This window comes from Phytopseudomonas argentinensis (assembly GCF_900113905.1).
Taxonomy (GTDB): Bacteria; Pseudomonadota; Gammaproteobacteria; order Pseudomonadales; family Pseudomonadaceae; genus Aquipseudomonas; species Aquipseudomonas argentinensis.
Genome location: NZ_FORC01000002.1, coordinates 262,637 through 280,488 on the forward strand (window position 1 = coordinate 262,637; position 17,852 = coordinate 280,488).

Below are 17,852 nucleotides of genomic sequence, written 5' to 3' on the forward strand. Positions count from 1 at the left end.
GATACTCGGGAACCCGATTATTTGGGCTGCAACTCCAGCAGCCGCCCACCGCTGCCATCCTCCAACAGCCAGATGGTGCCATCCGGGCCTTGTTCGACTTCACGGATGCGCGCGCCCATGTCGTAACGCTCGGCTTCGCGGGCGTTGTCGCCGTCGAAGGCCACGCGTACCAGCGCCTGGGACGACAGCCCGCCGATCAGCCCGGCGCCGTCCCAGCCCGGGAAGCGCTCACCCTGGTAGATGACGAAGCCGGCCGGCGAGATGACCGGGGTCCAGGTGATCTTCGGTGCCGCGAATTCCGGGCGAGTGTCATGATCGGGGATCGGCTTGCCGTCGTAGTGATCGCCGTTGGAAACCACCGGGTAGCCGTAGTTTTCGCCACGCTTGATCAGGTTCAACTCGTCGCCGCCGGCCGGGCCCATCTCGTGCACCCAGAGCTTGTCGCTGGCGTCGAAGGCGATGCCGAGCATGTTGCGATGGCCCAGCGACCACACCTGCGCGGCTACGCCGCTCTGGTCGGCGAACGGGTTGTCGCCCGGCAGGCTACCGTCATCGTTGAGCCGAACCAGCTTGCCAAGGTTGGCTTTCATATCTTGCGCCGGGGTGAATTTCTGCCGCTCGCTGGAGGTGATCCACAGCTTGCCGTCCGGGCCGAAGGCCAGGCGATGACCATAGTGGCCGCTGCCGCTGACTTTCGGCGTCTGCTGCCAGATCACGCTCAGCTCGGTCAGGGCGCCACCGCCATCTTCGTTGAGCTGCAGCTTGGCGCGTGCCACTGCGGCGCCGCGGGTATCGCCCTCACCGGCTTCGGCATAGCTGATATACACGTAGTGATTGTTGGCGAAGTCCGGGTGCAGGATCACGTCGCCAAAACCGCCCTGGCCGCCGTAGGCGACTTCCGGCACGCCGGCGATATCGCTGGCTTTACCGCTCTTCGGATCGACATGCTTGAGTACGCCGCGCTTCTCCGTGACCAGCAGCGTGCCGTCGGGCAGAAAGGTCATGGCCCAGGGCTCGTCGAGGGTAGCACGTGGCTCGGCCGTGAATGGCCACTGTGCCTGGGGCAGGGCATCCGCCGCCTGGGCGGCGAGGCTGGCGAGACCGAGTGCGATACCACCGAGCAAAAGATGAACGGGACGGGTCATGGCGAATCTCTCCTGATAAGCGGGTTTCACACGTTACTCGCGTGCTGGGAATGTAACAGGAGGTTTTTGTTACCACGCGCGTCAATGCTCGGGCGTCGGCAGGAAGGCCCCGACCACCGGCGACAATGCCACAATAGTCGCCTGCTACCGTATCGAGCCTAGCCCGTCTCCATGAAAATCCTCAGCCTGCGCCTGAAGAACCTCAACTCGCTGAAGGGCGAGTGGAAGATCGATTTCACCGCCGAGCCCTTCGCCAGCAATGGCCTGTTCGCCATCACCGGGCCGACCGGGGCGGGCAAGACCACGCTGCTCGATGCCATCTGCCTGGCGCTGTATCACCGCACCCCGCGCATGGACAAGGTCGGCGGCGAGAACGAGCTGATGACCCGGCATACCGCCGAGTGCCTGGCCGAGGTCGAGTTCGAGGTGAAGGGGCAGGGCTATCGCGCCTTCTGGAGCCAACGCCGGGCGCGGGACAAGGCCGATGGCGCGTTGCAGGGCGCCAAGGCCGAGCTGGCGCGGCTGGACGGCGAGATCATCACCGACAAGCTCAGCGAAAAGCCCAAAGAGGTGGAGCGCCTCACCGGTCTGGATTTCGGCCGCTTCACCAAGTCGATGCTGCTGGCCCAAGGCGGCTTCGCGGCCTTCCTCGAAGCCTCCGCCAACCAGCGTGCCGAGCTGCTCGAAGAGCTGACCGGCACCGATATCTACGGGCAGATTTCCCAGCGGGTGTTCGAGCAGACCCGTGAAGTGAAAAGCACGCTGGATCAATTGCGCGCCCGCGCCGAGGGCGTCGAGCTGCTGACTGACGAGCAACGCCAGGCGCTCGCCGACGAGGCGACGCAGTTGGCGGTAGAGGAGGGTGCGACGCAAGCCGCCTTCGTCGAGGCCGGTCGACAGCGCCAGTGGCTGACCGACCTGGCGCGGGCCGAAGCGCAGGTTACCGCAGCGGCTGCTCAGGTCGAGGCGGCCACCCAGGCCGAGCAGGATGCCTCCGGCGAACTGATGCGCTTGCATGACAGCCAGCCTGCGCAGCGCTTGCAACCGGCTTATCAGGCCCGTCGTGAGGCCGTTCGCGCGCTGGCTGCCAGTGAAGAGGAACAGCGTTCCCTGCAAGCTCAGCTCGCCGAGGCCGAAGCGCGGCTACGCGACAATCTGCACCAGGCCGCCAAGGCCAGCGCGGCAGTCTCCCTGGAGGAGAACCAGACCCTGCAGCGTCTGGAGGAGGAGTGTCGCGCCCTTGATGCGCAGTTGCAGGCCTCGGCTGACCATGAGCGCCTGAGCGCCGAGCTCAGCGGCTGGCAGCGCGCCTTTGATGTCCGCGACCAGGCGAAACAGGTAATCGCCGGTTTACAGGCCAGGCAGCAGGCGGGCGCCGATCAGCTCCAACAGCTTGAACTCGACCTGAACCACCTCGCGCAATCGCTGCAGGCCGTGAGTCAGGCCAAGGCAGATGCCGAGCAACGGGTCACTGAGGTACAGGGGCGCTGGCAAACCGCACTGGCTGGGCGCAGCGAAAGCGACTGGCGCACTCACTGGCAGCAGGTGCATGCCCGCGGCAGTGCGCTGGAGCAACTGGCGCAGCTGGCCGAGCGGCGCGCGCAACTCACCCAGCACCTACAGCGCGTCACCACCAACCTCGCCAAGCAGCTGCAAGGCCTGGGCGAGCGCGAAGCGCAGCGTACGGCCCTGCGCGAGCGCTACCGTGAGGTGAAACAGCGGCTGAGCGATCAGGACAAACTGCTCGAGCAGGAGCAACGTATTCAGGCGCTGGAGGCCTATCGGGCGCAGCTACAGGCCAGTGAGCCGTGCCCGCTGTGCGGCTCCACCGAACATCCGGCCATCGCTGCCTATCAGGCACTGGACGTATCGGCCACGCAGCGCGAGCGCGATGACGCGCGGCAGACCCTCGATGCCTTGACCGAGCAGGGCCAGAACCTGGGCAACCAGGTCGCTGCGCTGGAGAGCCAGGTGGCGCAGAGCCGTGAACAGGAGCAGGACCTGCAGCGCCAGCTCGACGCGCTTGCCGCTGCCTGGCAACGCCAGGGCGAGGTGCTGGAGCCATTACCCGATGACGAGTCGGCGCTCGCCGCCGCGCAGACCCGGCAAATTGCCGAGCGCGTCGAGGTCGACGCGACCTTGAAGCAGCTCGACAACCTCAAGCAGGAACTCGAACGCGCACGCCAGGACGCCACCATCAGCAGCCAGAAACACGCGGCGGCCCAGCAGCAACTGGGCGCCGTCGAACGTGATCGCGACCGTGGCCTGGCGGCGCAGCAGGCGCTGGACGAACAGCTAGTGGCGCAGCGTGAGCATCACGGGCAGATCGAGGCCGAGCTGACGGCGCAACTTGCCGCCTTTGGCCATCCTTTACCCGCAGACGGCTCCAGCTGGCTGGCGGCGCGCAAGGCCGATGCTGAGCGCTGGCAAGAGGCCGGGCAGCGGCGCCAGGCACTGGCGCAGCAGCAGCCGGCATTGCTGCATCAGGCCAGCGAGGCCGACAGGCAGGCGAAGCAGTGGCAGGCACGCTGGCAGGACGCGGGCGGTGAGCCCATCGTCGGTCAACTGCTCGACCAGGCTGCAGCACAGCTCGAATCAGCTCAGGCCAGGTGGCAAAGCGCCGAGCGGCGTTGCCTGGAACTGCGTATCACCCTGGACGGCATTGCCCGCCAGCAGGCGGCGTTGCGGGAGGCCGAGCAGGCGGTAGCGCAGCAGTGGCAGACGGCGCTGGCCGACAGCCCGTTCGCCGACGAGGCAGCGTTTCTCGGCGCCTTGCTCGATGACAGGCAGCGCGAACAGCTGCAGGCGCTCAAACAGCGCCTGGAGAAGGCCCAGACCGAAGCCCATGCCCTGCAAGCTTCCGCCCAGGCGCAACTGAACACGTTGCACGCCGAGCCACAGACCGAGCACAGCGCCGCGTACCTGGATGAAAGGCTGCAGGCCCTACAGGCGAGCCTGAAGCAGCTCGGCCAACGCCAGGGCGAGATCCGCGGGCAGTTGCAGGGCGACGAACAACGCCGGCTCAACCAGCAGGCGCTGTTCGAGGCCATCGCCCGGCAGCAGGGCGAGTACGACAGCTGGCAGCAGCTCAACAGCCTGATCGGCTCGGCCGACGGCGCCAAGTACCGGCGCTTCGCCCAGGGCCTGACCCTCGGCCATCTGGTGCACCTGGCCAACGGGCAACTGCAGCGCCTGCACGGCCGTTACCAGCTGGCGCGCAAATCCCTCGGCGAACTGGAGCTGGAAGTGATCGATACCTGGCAGGGCGATGTAGCGCGCGATACGCGCACCTTGTCCGGCGGCGAGAGTTTTCTGGTCAGCCTGGCCCTGGCCCTGGCGCTGTCCGATCTGGTCAGCCACAAGACGCGCATTGACTCGCTGTTTCTCGACGAAGGCTTCGGCACCCTGGACGGCGAGACCCTGGAAGTGGCCCTCGATGCCCTCGACAACCTCAACGCCAGCGGCAAGATGATCGGCGTGATCAGCCACGTCGAGGCGCTCAAGGAGCGCGTTGCCGTGCAGCTCAAGGTCAACAAGGGCGTGGGTATGGGCTATAGCACCCTGGAGAAACGTTATGCGATTTAGACTTCTAACGGCGTGCCTGTTGGCCGCTGGCGTCGCCCATGCCGATGATCTGCAAAAGGATCATGGCCTGCAGGTAATGGACGAGCGCGGCTGCGTGCTTGGCAATGCCGGCATGCAGGCGCCGACCCTGACGCTGATGGCGGCCGCCTACGGCGAGTCCGAGGCGCGCAAGGACATGGCGCTGGCACAGATGAAACAGGCGCTGGAGGCCGGCTGCCCGGTCGATGAGCCGGACCAGATGGGGCTTTCCGCCCTCAATGGCGCGATCCTCTATAACGAGCCCGTGTTGGTAAAGCTGCTGCTCGACCATGGCGCTGACCCCAAGCGCAAGATCGTCAGCCCGAAGACCACGCTCAATGGCCTCGATTCCTTGGGCTTCCTGAACGTGCTCGACAAGCGTGACGGCAAGCGTGATCGCAAGGCCATCGGCAACCTGCTGAAGGCGCACCGCTAGCGTTTCGCTTGTGCCGCTGGCGGTGTTTACCGCCGGTTGCACTTTCAGCGCGGAACCATGTGGCGGGTAGGGCTATCTGTTGTAGGTATTTTTCCATCGCCCTGCAGGGGCGGTGCCTAGATTCCATACCTATTCAGGGGCGCCCATGCATAGACGTAACCTTCTCAAAGCCTCCATGATGCTGGCCGCCGCCAGTGGCCTGCCGGCTAGCCTGTTCAGCCTGCACAGTTTCGCCAAGACCGCCGATGGCGAAGCTGAACCATTCGATTTCAAGCAACTGCAGGCGCGCGCCAAGAGCATGGCCGGCAGGGCTTACAAAAGCACCGCCGAGGTGCTGCCAGAGACTCTCGCCAAGTTGACGCCCCAGCAGTTCAACGCCATTCAGTACGACCCGGCCCACTCGCTGTGGAACGAACTGGACGGCCAGCTGGACGTGCAGTTCTTCCACGTCGGCATGGGCTTTCGCCAGCCGGTGCGCATGCACGCCGTCGACCCCAAGAGCCGCCAGGCCCGTGAGGTGCATTTCCGCCCCGATCTGTTCGAGTACGGCAAGAGCGGCGTGGATGTTGCGCAGCTCAAGGGCGACCTTGGCTTCGCCGGCCTCAAGGTGTTCAAGCAGCCGAACATCGCCAAGTACGACATCGTCTCCTTCCTCGGTGCCAGCTACTTCCGCGCGGTGGACAACACCGGCCAGTACGGCCTGTCGGCCCGCGGCCTGGCGATCGACACCTTTACCGACACCCCGGAAGAGTTCCCCGACTTCACCGAGTTCTGGTTCGAGACGCCGGACAAGGACGCCACCCGCTTCGTGCTTTACGCCTTGCTCGACTCGCCGAGCGCCACCGGCGCCTTCCGCTTCGATATCGACTGCCTGGAAGACCGCGTGGTGATGGATATCGACGCCCATATCAACGCCCGCAAGACCATCAAGCAGCTGGGTATCTCGCCGATGACCAGCATGTTCTCCTGCGGCGGCCATGAGCGGCGCATGTGCGATTTCATCGCCACCGCCATCCATGACAGCGATCGCCTGTCCATGTGGCGCGGCAACGGCGAGTGGGTCTGCCGGCCGCTGAACAACCCGGAGAAACTGCAGTTCAACGCCTTCGCCGACACCAACCCGAAAGGTTTCGGCCTGGTGCAGTTCGACCATGACTTCAAGTCCTATCAGGACACCGTGGTCTGGTACAGCCGCCGTCCGAGCCTGTGGGTGGAGCCGACCACCCAGTGGGGCGAGGGCAGCATCGACCTGCTGGAGATTCCCACCACCGGCGAAACCATGGACAACATCGTCTGCTTCTGGAACCCCAAGCAGCCTATCGAGCCGGGTACCTCGCTGAACTTCGGCTACAAGCTGCACTGGGCCGCGTTGCCGCCGGTCAAGCCGACCCTGGCCCAGGTGCATGGCACCCGTTCCGGCATGGGCGGCTTCACCCTTGGCTGGGCGCCAGGCGAGCATTGGCCCAAGGTGTGGGCGCGGCGCTTCGCGATCGATTTCGCAGGCGGCCCGCTGGCCAAGATGGACGCCAAGGCCCAGGTCGAGGTGGTGGTCGAGGCCTCCCATGGCGAGGCCAAGGATTTCAGCATCCTGGCCCTTTACCCCGAGGTGGAAGGCTTCCGCGCGCAGTTCGACTGGTTCCCCAGCAGCGACAGCGTCGAGCCGGTGAACATGCGCGCCTACCTGCGCCGCGTCGACAACAAGGAAGTGCTCAGCGAGACCTGGCTGTACCAGTACTTTCCGCCGGCGCCGGCAGAGCGTCGTTACCCGGACTGGAAGAGCGATTCCTGACCGCCCGGGGCGTGGCAGGCGCCGCCTTTGGGCAGCGCTCTGCCCACGCTCCTGGCCGGCCTGATAGACTGGCGCACTTTTCCAGATTCCAAGAAGTGCGCCATGGCCCTGCCGTCCACGACCTACAAGATCGATCTCAACCTCACCGATATCGATCGCAGCATCTATGAAAGCCTGCGTTTCACCGTGGCCCGCCATCCCTCGGAAACCGAGGAGCGTCTGGCCTCGCGGCTGATCGCCTATGCGCTGTTCTACCAGGAAAACCTGGCCTTCGGTCGCGGCCTGTCGGATGTCGACGAGCCGGCGCTGTGGGAAAAGAGCCTGGACGGCCGCGTGCTGCACTGGATCGAAGTCGGCCAGCCGGACAGCGAGCGCATCACCTGGTGCTCGCGGCGTACCGAGAAATTCAGCCTAGTGGCCTACGGCAACCTGCGCGTCTGGCAGACCAAGTGCCTCGACCCGGTGCGCAGCCTGAAGAACATCAACGTCGTCGCCCTTGGCCAGGAAGCCCTGGCCGAACTGTCCCAGGATCTGCCGCGCTCGCTGAGCTGGAGCGTGATGATCAGCGATGGCGAGCTGTTCGTTACCGACGAGCGTGGCCAGCACGAAATTCCCATCGAGTGGCTGGCTGGCGAGCGCACGACGAGTAACTGATCCAAACGCGCCTGCCCCGGCTGGCGCGCCCCCGTTTAACCGCACGAGTAGAATCCGACGTCCATGCGTATCGAGTCCCGCCCGCTTCCCGCTTCGCTGCCCGACCTGGGCAACCTGCCGCCGTTGTTGACCCGCCTCTATGCGGCCCGCGGGGTGCTCTCGGCAGTGGAACTGGAAAAGGGCCTGGTGCGGCTGATTCCCTTCACCCAGCTCAAGGGCATCGAGGCGGCGGTCGAGCTGTTAGTCGAGGGTCTGCGGCAACGCCAGCGCATGCTGATCGTCGGCGATTTCGACGCCGACGGCGCCACCGCCAGCACCGTTGGCCTGCTCGGCCTGCGCATGCTGGGCGCCGCACACGTCGATTATCTGGTGCCCAACCGCTTCGAGTATGGCTACGGCCTGACCCCGGAAATCGTCGCCGTGGCGCTGACCCGCGAGCCCGAATTGCTGATCACCGTCGACAACGGTATTTCCAGTATCGAAGGCGTTGCGGCTGCCAAGGCGGCCGGGCTGAAGGTGCTGGTCACCGACCATCACCTGCCGGGCCACGAGCTGCCGGCGGCCGACGCCATCGTCAATCCCAACCAGCCGGGTTGCAACTTCCCGAGCAAATCCCTGGCCGGCGTCGGGGTGATCTTCTACGTGCTGCTTGCACTGCGTGCGCGGCTGCGTGAGCTGGGCTGGTTCAGCGCCGAACGCCCCGAGCCCAACCTGGGCGAACTGCTCGACCTGGTGGCCCTGGGCAGCGTCGCCGACGTGGTGCCGCTGGACGCCAACAACCGCATCCTCGTGCACCAGGGCCTGGCGCGCATTCGCGCCGGGCGCGCCCGCCCCGGGCTGCGTGCGCTGCTGGAAGTGGCCGGCAAGCAGCATGGGCGCATCACTTCGACCGACCTGGGCTTCATTCTCGGCCCGCGCCTGAATGCCGCCGGGCGCCTCGATGACATGAGCCTGGGTATCGAGTGCCTGCTCTGCGAGGACGAAGCCCTGGCCCGCGACATGGCCGTGCAGCTCGACCAGCTCAACCAGGACCGCAAGGCCATCGAGCAGGGCATGCAGCGTGAAGCGCTGGCCCAGCTCAAGGATTTGCCGGTGGAAAACCTGCCGTTCGGCCTCTGTCTGTTCGAGGCCGACTGGCACCAGGGCGTGATCGGCATCCTCGCCTCGCGCCTGAAAGAGCGCTACCACCGCCCGACCATCGCCTTCGCCGATGCCGGCGAGGGCATGCTCAAGGGCTCGGCGCGCTCGGTGCCGGGCTTTCATATTCGTGACGCGCTGGACGCCGTGGCCTCGCGCCATCCAGGGCTGATCAGCAAGTTCGGCGGCCACGCCATGGCTGCCGGCCTGTCGTTGCCGGCCGAGCATTTCGAGACCTTCGCCAAGGCCTTCGATGAAGAAGTTCGTCGCCAGCTTTGCGAGGACGATCTGACCGGGCGCCTGCTGTCCGACGGCGTGCTGAGCATCGACGAATTCAACCTGCCCCTGGCCCGCGAACTGCGCAATGCCGGCCCCTGGGGCCAGCACTTCCCCGAGCCGTTGTTCCACGGTGCGTTCCAGCTGGTGCAGCAGCGTATCGTCGGCGAGCGCCACCTCAAGGTGGTGCTCAAGAGCGAATGCGGCAGCCTGCAGCTCGACGGCATCGCCTTTGGTGTCGACCGCGAGGTGTGGCCCAACCCGACCGTGCGCTGGGTCGAGCTGGCCTACAAACTGGACGTCAACGAATTCCGCGGCCAGGAGTCGGTGCAGTTGCTGATTTCGCACCTGGCGCCGCGCTGATCGCTGCGTCACGCCCTCAACCGCTCTGCTGAACGTTGTTCACCGCCCGATGGTCTATCGAGCGGTGTGGCGCGGTCGTTCGCGCAATATTCTGACGCAATCTGTAACCGACGGCGGCCCGGCTTCCCAGTAGATTCGTCCGTTCCTGAACCATTGGAGAACTCCATGAATACGCGTGGCTTGCTCGACCAACTGCTGAAGTCCGGGCAGGAATTGCTGCAACAGAAAACCGCTGGCAAGTCTTCGTCCGGGCTCGGTGGTGCGCTGGGCGGCATGCTCGGTGGCAATGCAGGTAGCGCCGGCAAGGGCGACAACGGTGGCATTGGCTCGATGCTCAAGGGCGCCGGTGGCGGCGCGGCCCTGGCCATGCTGCTGGGCAACAAGCGGGTACGCAAGGTTGGAGGCAAGGTGGCAATCTACGGTGGCCTGGCCGCGCTTGGGGTGATCGCCTACAAGGCCTACGGCAACTGGCAGGCCAAGCAGGCGGGTGCGCCAAAAGGCGAGCCGCAGACCCTCGATCGCCTGCCAGCGCCGCAGGTGGAACTGCACAGCCAGGGCATCCTCAAGGCCCTGGTGGCAGCGGCCAAGGCCGATGGTCATGTCGATGAGCGCGAGCGCGAGTTGATCGAGGGTGAGTTCAGCAAGCTGGCCAGCGACAGCGAGACCCAGCACTGGCTGCACGCCGAGCTCAACAAGCCGCTGGATCCGGCCGATGTGGCGCGCGCCGCCAGCACGCCGGAAATGGCCGCGGAAATGTACGTGGCCAGCGTGCTGATGGTCGACGAGGAACACTTCATGGAACGCGCCTACCTGGACGAACTGGCCCGCCATCTGAAGCTCGATCCCGCCCTCAAAGTCGAGCTCGAGGCCCAGGTTCGCCAGGACCTGCAGCAGTAGGCCCTGCGCACCCTGCTGCCGACGGCCCGGTGCCGTCCGGCAGCCCACCTCACCTGTCATCCTTCACAGCCGGGGCGCCTGTTCTACAGTAAATAGGCCCGGTCTCGCTTGCGCTGCTACCGCAACGCCCCTAGAGTCCGGCAGCATGAGCTGCGGGCGCTGCCCTTCGGCTGGATCAGGAATATCGGCAGATGGGGTTGAATGTGAAGAACTGGACTGTTCGCCAGCGTATCCAGGCAAGTTTTGCGGTCATCATCGCCATCATGTTGCTGATGGCGGCCGCCTCCTTCGAGCGTCTGCTCAAGGTCGAGGACGGTGCCACCCGCCTGCTGGACGACGCCATGCCCGGCATGTTCCATATCACCCAGGTGCGCAGTGCCTGGACGGACATGTTCCACCAGACCATCGTCCAGGTCAGTTTGCGTGAGCAGCACAGCCTTACCGATGCCGACAAGCAGCTGGTCAAGGGCGCCAGCGACAAGCTGGACTCGTCCCTGGTCGATTACCGCGCCACCATGCGCGACGACACCGAGCGCAACGCGCTGGTGGCCTTCGAAAAGACCCGCGAACTGTTCCTGCTGCAGCAGGCCGAAGTGCTGGACCTGTACGCGCAGGGGCGCCAGGCCGAGGCCAGGGCGGAGCTCAACGGTGCGCTCACCGACACCTGGAACGAGGGCCGCACCCAGCTCACCGCGATGATCGAACTCAACCGCGACATGGCCTACGCGTCGGCCGGTGACATCGTGTCGGCGGTCAACCGCGCCGAGCTGAGCATGGCGATTTCCGTGCTGCTGGCGATCGTCGTGGCGTTCGTGTGTGGCTATTTCCTGATGCAGGCGATCACCCGACCGGTGCAGCAGGTGGCCGATACCCTGCAAACCCTGGCCAGTGGCGATCTGACCGCGCGCCTGAATCTGGGCCGCCGCGACGAGTTCGGGGCCATCGAAACCGGTTTCAACGGCATGGCCGAAGAGATCAAGACCCTGGTCGCCCAGGCGCAGCGTTCCGCCGTGCAGGTCACCACCTCGGTCACCGAGATCGCCGCCACCTCCAAGCAGCAGCAGGCCACCGCCACCGAAACCGCTGCCACCACCACGGAAATCGGCGCCACTTCACGGGAAATCGCCGCCACCTCGCGTGACCTGGTGCGCACCATGACCGAAGTGTCCGGCGCCGCCGAGCAGACCTCGACCCTGGCCGGCGCCGGGCAACTGGGCCTGGCGCGCATGGAAGACACCATGCACCAGGTGATGAGCGCTGCCGAACTGGTCAACGCCAAGCTGGCGATCCTCAACGAGAAGGCCGGCAACATCAATCACGTGGTTACCACCATCGTCAAAGTCGCCGACCAGACCAACCTGCTGTCGCTCAATGCGGCCATCGAGGCCGAGAAGGCCGGCGAATACGGCCGCGGCTTCGCCGTGGTGGCCACCGAAGTGCGCCGCCTGGCCGACCAGACCGCCGTAGCCACCTACGATATCGAACAGATGGTGCGCGAGATCCAGTCGGCGGTGTCGGCCGGGGTGATGGGCATGGACCGCTTCTCCGAAGAAGTGCGCCGCGGTATCGCCGAGGTCGGTCAGGTCGGCGAGCAGCTGGCGCAGATCATCCACCAGGTGCAGGCCCTTGCACCGCGCGTGCTGATGGTCAACGAAGGCATGCAGGCGCAGTCCACCGGTGCCGAGCAGATCAACCAGGCCCTGGTGCAGCTCAGCGAAGCCTCGTCGCAGACCGTCGAGTCGCTGCGCCAGGCCAGCGCTTCCATCGATGACCTCAATCTGGTGGCGAACGGTCTGCGCGCCGGCGTCAGCCGCTTCAAGGTCTGAGCCGGTGGCCGAGGTAGGCAGGCCTTCGCCGGGGCGGCGTAGCCCGGGGCAGCTGTTCCTGTTGTTCAGCATGGGCAGCGACCGTTACGCCCTGGACGTTCACGAGGTGGTCGAAGTGCTGCCGTTGCGCCGCTTCAAGCAGATTCCCGCCGCGCCCGGCTGGGTGGCCGGGCTGTTCGTGTTTCGCGGCACACCGGTACCGGTGATCGACCTGACCGCCCAGGCGCTCGGCCGGCCTGCGCAGGTGCGCACCAGCACCCGGCTGGTGGTGGTGCATTACCAGCCCCGGGCGGATCAGCCGGCTCGCCTGCTGGGGCTGATTCTCGAACAGGCCAGCGATACGTTGCGCAGCCCCATCGAAGCCTTCGTGGACAGCGGCGTCAGCCTGCCCGATGCACGCTACCTGGGCCCTGTGCTCAAGTCCGCCCAGGGCCTGGTGCAATGGGTGCGGGTCGCCGACCTGCTCGACGAATCGGTGCGCGAGTTGTTGTACGCGGCGCCGGAGGCCAACCAATGACCGCCCGCTTCGAACAGCTGCTGCATGGCCTGATCGGCCTGGACGCCGAGTCGGTCGGCCAGGTGGTGATCGAGCGCGCGGTTCGCCAGCGTATCGCCGCCCTGGCCTGCGCCGGCGAGGATGACTACTGGCTGAAACTGCACAGCTCAGCCGGTGAGCAGCAGGCGCTGGTCGAGGCGGTGGTGGTGCCGGAGACCTGGTTCTTTCGCTATCCCGAATCCTTCGTGGCGCTCGCCCGGCTGGCCCGGGAGCGCGGCACGCAACTGGGCGGCGCCCGGTCACTGCGCATTCTCAGCCTGCCATGCTCGACCGGCGAGGAACCTTATTCGATCGCCATGGCGCTGCTGGATGCCGGCCTGCCCGGCGACTCCTTTCGTATCGACGCCATGGACATCAGCGAAGTCAATCTGCAGCGTGCCGAGCGGGCCCTGTATGGGCGCAATTCGTTTCGTGGCGATGACCTGAGCTTTCGCGACCGGCATTTTTCCGAGAGCCCCGAGGGCTTCCAGTTGCACACCGAGGTGCGGCGCAAGGTGCGTCTGCTAGCCGGTAACCTGCTGGCGCCTGGACTGCTGGCCGGCGAGGCGCCCTATGATTTCGTGTTCTGTCGCAACCTGCTGATCTATTTCGATCGGCCCACCCAGCACAGGGTAGCGGCGGTGCTGCAGCGCCTGATGCGCGATGACGGCGCGCTGTTCATCGGCCCGGCCGAAGCCAGCCTGTTCAGCCAGGCCGGCATGCAGGCGCTCAATATTCCGCTGGCCTTCGTGTTCCGCCGACAGACCGCGCGGCCGGCCAGCACGCCGGCCCAGGCTGTGCCGAGCGTCTCGGCGCGGCCACGGCCCGCGCCGGTGGCCGCTGCAACCGCCAGCGCACCTGCACCGCTACGGCGCACACCGGCCAAGGTGCCTGCGCCGGCGCCTGCGACCGCCGATAGCGCGCTGGATGAAATTGCCACCCTTGCCAATGCCGGGCGCAGCGCTGAAGCCCGCGCCGCCTGCGAGCGTTACCTCGCCGCCCATGGGCCGACCGCCCAGGCCTTCTACTGGCTGGGGCTGCTCAGCGATGTGGCCGGGCGCAGCAGCGAGGCCCAGGACTATTACCGCAAGACCCTTTACCTGGCGCCGACCCATGCCGAGGCCCTGGCGCACCTGTCGGCGCTGCTTGCCGCCCGTGGCGACCTGGCCGGAGCCAGGCGTCTGCAACAGCGGGCTGGCCGTGGAGTGAGCCGTGATGAGCGATAGTCTGCTGCCGCTGAGCGATGTCGAGCGAGACGCCATCGATGACTGCTGGAACCGCATCGGCGTGCAGGGCGACAAGTCCTGCGAGCGCCTGGTCAAGCATATCCACTGCCGCAACTGCGAGGTGCATGCCGAGCTGGCCACCCGCCTGCTCGACCGTTTCGCGCTGCAGCGTGACGACAGCCAGCCCGAGGAGCAGTGGGTCGAGCAGGACAGCGGCGAGCGCCGATCGCTGCTGCTGTTTCGCCTCGGCGATGCCTGGCTGGCGTTGCCGACCCGGGCGCTCAGCGAGGTTGCGCCCAGTACGCCGATTCATTCGTTGCCGCACCAGCGGTCCGTGGGGCTGATCGGCGTGACCAACGTGCGCGGCGCACTGGTGGCGTGCTTTTCACTCGCCGAAATGCTCGGCCTCGATGCGGGCCAGGTGGTCAGCGAGCGGCGCGTGGTGCCGCGCATGCTGATCTTCAATCTGGCCGATGGGCCGGTGGTCATCCCGGTCGACGAGGTGGATGGCATCGAGGCGATCGGCGTCGGTCAGATCGTCCAATTGGGTACCGGCAGCGTGCCGGTGGGCCGTCGTTTCGCTGCGGGTGTATTGCAATGGAAGGATCGTAGCGTGACCCTGCTCGACGAGCAGATCGTGCAGCAGACCATCGCCAGGAGTCTTGGATGACACCCGATCAGATGCGCGACGCGTCGCTGCTGGAGCTGTTCAAGCTCGAGGCCGAGGCGCAGACCCAGGTGCTCAACAGCGGCCTGCTGGTGCTCGAGCGTGACCCGCGGCATGCCGGCAGCCTGGAGGCCTGCATGCGCGCGGCCCACTCGCTGAAAGGCGCGGCACGTATCGTCGGCCTTGATACCGGGGTCAAGGTCGCCCACGTGATGGAGGATTGCCTGGTTGAAGCGCAGGAAGGCCGCCTGCTGCTCAGCCCGGAGCATATCGATGCCTTGCTGCAGGGCGCCGATATTCTGCTCGGCCTTGGAACGCCGGCGCAGCCCGGAGCGGCCGACCCTGGCATAGGTGCGCTGGTGTCGCGCCTGGGCGCGCTGGCACGTGGGCTCCCGGTTCCGCCCTCGGCGCCAGCACCGGCTCAGCCGGCCGTAACCGTTACCCAGGCCGTCGCGCCCCCCGAGCAGCCTGTGATCCCGCCCGCTGTTGAGCCGCCGGTCGTTGCGCCGCCTGCCCGCGCGGAGGCCAGCGAGCCGACCAGCGAGGGGCGGGCGCGCATTCTCAGGGTCAGCGCCGAGCGCCTCGATCACCTCCTGGATATTTCCAGCAAATCCCTGGTGGAATTCCAGCGCATCAAGCCCTTGGGCGACAGCCTGCAGCGCCTGAAACGCCTGCAGGCCACCGCTCGCCGCGCGCTGGACGTCGCCCGCGAGGCATTGCCCAAGGGCGCGGTGGATGCCCAGGCCGAGGCCATGTTGCTGGAAACCCGTCAGGCGCTCGGCGAGTGTCAGCAACTGCTGGCCCAGCACATGACCGAGCTGGACGATTTTGGCTGGCAGGGCGGGCAGCGCGCCCAGTCGCTCTACGATGCCGCGCTGGCCTCGCGCATGCGGCCATTCGCCGATGTCCTGGCCGGCCAGGAGCGCATGCTGCGCGACCTGTCGCGAACCTTGGGCAAGCAGGTGCGTTTTGTCGTCGAAGGTGAGGGCACCCAGGTCGATCGCGACGTGCTGGAGCGCCTGGAGGCTCCGCTGACGCACCTGCTGCGCAACGCTCTGGACCATGGAATCGAAATGCCGGAGCGGCGTGTGGCACAGGGCAAACCTGCCGAAGGGCAGATCCTGATCCGCGCCCGACATCACGCCGGCATGCTGCTGCTGGAGCTGCGCGATGACGGTGGCGGTGTGGATCTCGAGAAGCTGCGCCAGGCGGTGATCAGCCGCGGCTTCGCCACTGAACAGACCGGCGAGCAACTGACCGAGGAGGAGCTGCTGGCCTTTCTGTTCCTGCCCGGTTTCAGCATGCGCGAGCAGGTGACCGAGGTGTCCGGCCGTGGCGTCGGCCTGGATGCCGTGCAGCACATGGTGCGCCAGCTGCGTGGTGGCGTGCGCATGCAGCAGCGCCAGGGTGAGGGCTCGACCTTCCACCTGGAAGTGCCGCTGACCCTGTCGGTGGTGCGCAGCCTGGTGGTCGAGGTGGGCGGCGAGGCCTACGCCCTGCCGCTGGCGCATATCGAGCGCATGACCCGCCTGCAGGGCGAGGACATTGTGCAGCTCGAAGGCCGTCAGCATTTCTGGAGCGAAGGCCAGCACGTCGGCCTGATCGCGGCCAGTCAGATTCTCCAGCGCCCGGAGGGCAAGCCCAGCGACAACGGCATACCGGTGGTGCTGATCCGCGATCGCGACAGCCTGTTCGGTCTGGTGGTCGAGCGCTTTCTCGGCGAGCGCACCCTGGTGGTGATGCCGCTCGATGCCCGCCTGGGCAAGGTGCAGGACGTCTCGGCCGGAGCCCTGTTGGACGACGGCACGCCGGTGCTGATCCTCGATGTCGAGGACATGCTGCACTCGGTGGCCAAGCTGCTGGGCAGTGGGCGCCTGGAGCGCGTCGACCGCAGCGCCCGGCAACTGGCCGGCGGCAAGCGCAAGCGCGTGCTGGTGGTCGATGACTCGCTGACGGTGCGCGAGCTGGAGCGCAAGCTGCTGCTGTCGCGCGGCTATGACGTGGCCGTGGCGGTGGATGGCATGGATGGCTGGAATGCGCTGCGCGCCGAGCACTTCGACCTGCTGATCACCGATATCGACATGCCGCGCATGGACGGCATAGAACTGGTCACCCTGGTGCGCCGTGACAACCGCCTGCAGTCGCTGCCGGTGATGGTGGTGTCCTACAAGGATCGCGAAGAAGATCGCCGGCGTGGCCTGGATGCCGGTGCCGACTATTATCTTGCCAAGGCCAGCTTCCATGATGAGGCGTTACTCGACGCCGTGGTCGATCTGGTTGGGGAACCACACGAATGAGGATAGGGATCGTCAATGACATGCCGCTGGCGGTCGAGGCCATTCGCCGCGCGCTGGCCCAGGAGCCGGCGCACCGTGTGGTCTGGGTGGCCGGCGATGGCGCTGAGGGCGTGGCCTGCTGCCAGGCCGACCTCCCCGACCTGGTGCTGATGGACCTGCTGATGCCGGTCATGGACGGCGTCGAGGCGACGCGGCGGATCATGGCGCACACGCCCTGTGCAGTGCTGATCGTCTCGGTGGATATCGAGCAGTACGTCAATCGGGTATTCGAGGCCATGGGCCATGGCGCCATGGATGCGGTCAACACGCCCGCCCTGAGCGGCCAAAGTGGCGATGCGGCAGCGCTGCTGCGCAAGATCCAGAATATCGGCTGGCTGATCGGCCAGAGCGGCAGCCGCAAACCCGGCGTTTCGGCCGTCGCGCCCAGTGCCGCGGCAGTGCGCCGGCTGGTGGCCATCGGTGCCTCCGCCGGCGGGCCGGCGGCGCTGGCCTCGCTGCTCAAGCATTTGCCGTGTGACTTCGAGGCCGCAGTGATGCTGGTCCAGCACGTCGACGAGGTGTTCGCCGCCGGCATGGCCGACTGGCTGGCGGGGGAGTCGGTCCTGCCGGTACGCCTGGCCCGCGATGGCGAGCAGCCGCAGCCGGGTGTGGTGCTGCTGGCAGGGACCAACAACCACATGCGCCTCATGCGCAACGGCACGCTGACCTATACCGAGGAGCCGCGCAGCCATATCTACCGGCCCTCCATCGACGTGTTCTTCGACAGCCTGGCCGAGCACTGGACGGGCGAGGCGGTTGGCGTGTTGCTCACCGGCATGGGCCGCGATGGCGCCCAGGGCCTGAAGAACATGCGCGATCGCGGCTTCGCCACCATCGCCCAGGATCAGGCCAGCTGTGCCGTTTACGGCATGCCCAAGGCCGCTGCCGAGCTGCAGGCTGCCAAGGAAATACTGGCGCTGGAACGCATCGCGCCGCGTATCGTCGAGTTGTTTGGCTGATAG

13 protein-coding genes are annotated in these 17,852 nt (G+C 66.5%); 12 read left to right on the forward strand and 1 reads right to left on the reverse strand.

The window, feature by feature from the left end; all coding sequences use genetic code 11:
- Positions 1-17 precede the first annotated feature (17 nt).
- Positions 18-1,145, reverse strand: a complete 1,128-nt coding sequence (locus tag BM154_RS09730; protein ID WP_074882687.1) for a PQQ-dependent sugar dehydrogenase — start codon at positions 1,143-1,145, stop codon at positions 18-20.
- 171 nt (positions 1,146-1,316) lie between these two features.
- On the opposite strand from BM154_RS09730, the gene sbcC reads away from it, so the two are divergent.
- The 12 genes from sbcC (at position 1,317) to cheB (ending at position 17,849) form a co-directional block, all read left to right on the forward strand.
- Entirely contained in the window at positions 1,317-4,730 is a 3,414-nt protein-coding gene (gene sbcC / locus BM154_RS09735) for an exonuclease subunit SbcC (protein ID WP_074882690.1), read from the forward strand.
- A complete protein-coding gene (locus tag BM154_RS09740) occupies positions 4,720-5,184 on the forward strand; it encodes a hypothetical protein (RefSeq protein WP_139225427.1) in 465 nt (154 codons plus the stop codon). The genes sbcC and BM154_RS09740 overlap by 11 nt, the downstream gene beginning before the upstream one ends.
- A gap of 145 nt (positions 5,185-5,329) precedes the next feature.
- Positions 5,330-6,973 (forward strand): glucan biosynthesis protein D, encoded by a 1,644-nt coding sequence (locus tag BM154_RS09745; protein WP_074882693.1) that lies wholly within the window; start codon positions 5,330-5,332, stop codon positions 6,971-6,973.
- Between the two features lie 102 nt (positions 6,974-7,075).
- A complete protein-coding gene (locus BM154_RS09750; RefSeq protein WP_074882695.1) occupies positions 7,076-7,627 on the forward strand; it encodes a YaeQ family protein in 552 nt (183 codons plus the stop codon).
- A gap of 63 nt (positions 7,628-7,690) precedes the next feature.
- Positions 7,691-9,403: a single-stranded-DNA-specific exonuclease RecJ gene (gene recJ, locus BM154_RS09755; RefSeq protein WP_074882698.1), complete on the forward strand. Its 1,713-nt coding sequence runs from the start codon at positions 7,691-7,693 to the stop codon at positions 9,401-9,403.
- 165 nt (positions 9,404-9,568) lie between these two features.
- Entirely contained in the window at positions 9,569-10,300 is a 732-nt protein-coding gene (locus BM154_RS09760; protein ID WP_074882700.1) for a tellurite resistance TerB family protein, read from the forward strand.
- Between the two features lie 203 nt (positions 10,301-10,503).
- Positions 10,504-12,126 carry a methyl-accepting chemotaxis protein gene (locus BM154_RS09765; protein ID WP_074885245.1) on the forward strand — a complete coding sequence of 541 codons (1,623 nt, stop codon included), beginning with the start codon at positions 10,504-10,506 and terminating at the stop codon, positions 12,124-12,126.
- Positions 12,127-12,130: 4 nt separating this feature from the next.
- Positions 12,131-12,643 (forward strand): chemotaxis protein CheW, encoded by a 513-nt coding sequence (locus tag BM154_RS09770; protein ID WP_074882702.1) that lies wholly within the window; start codon positions 12,131-12,133, stop codon positions 12,641-12,643.
- Positions 12,640-13,887 carry a CheR family methyltransferase gene (locus BM154_RS09775; RefSeq protein ID WP_074882705.1) on the forward strand — a complete coding sequence of 416 codons (1,248 nt, stop codon included), beginning with the start codon at positions 12,640-12,642 and terminating at the stop codon, positions 13,885-13,887. The genes BM154_RS09770 and BM154_RS09775 overlap by 4 nt, the downstream gene beginning before the upstream one ends.
- A complete protein-coding gene (locus tag BM154_RS09780) occupies positions 13,877-14,557 on the forward strand; it encodes a chemotaxis protein CheW (protein ID WP_074882707.1) in 681 nt (226 codons plus the stop codon). Before BM154_RS09775 ends, BM154_RS09780 begins: the two co-directional genes overlap by 11 nt.
- Complete coding sequence (locus BM154_RS09785; protein ID WP_074882709.1) at positions 14,554-16,851, forward strand: hybrid sensor histidine kinase/response regulator; 2,298 nt, start codon at positions 14,554-14,556, stop codon at positions 16,849-16,851. The genes BM154_RS09780 and BM154_RS09785 overlap by 4 nt, the downstream gene beginning before the upstream one ends.
- Complete coding sequence (gene cheB / locus BM154_RS09790; RefSeq protein WP_074882710.1) at positions 16,848-17,849, forward strand: chemotaxis response regulator protein-glutamate methylesterase; 1,002 nt, start codon at positions 16,848-16,850, stop codon at positions 17,847-17,849. Before BM154_RS09785 ends, cheB begins: the two co-directional genes overlap by 4 nt.
- The last annotated feature ends 3 nt before the right edge of the window (positions 17,850-17,852 follow it).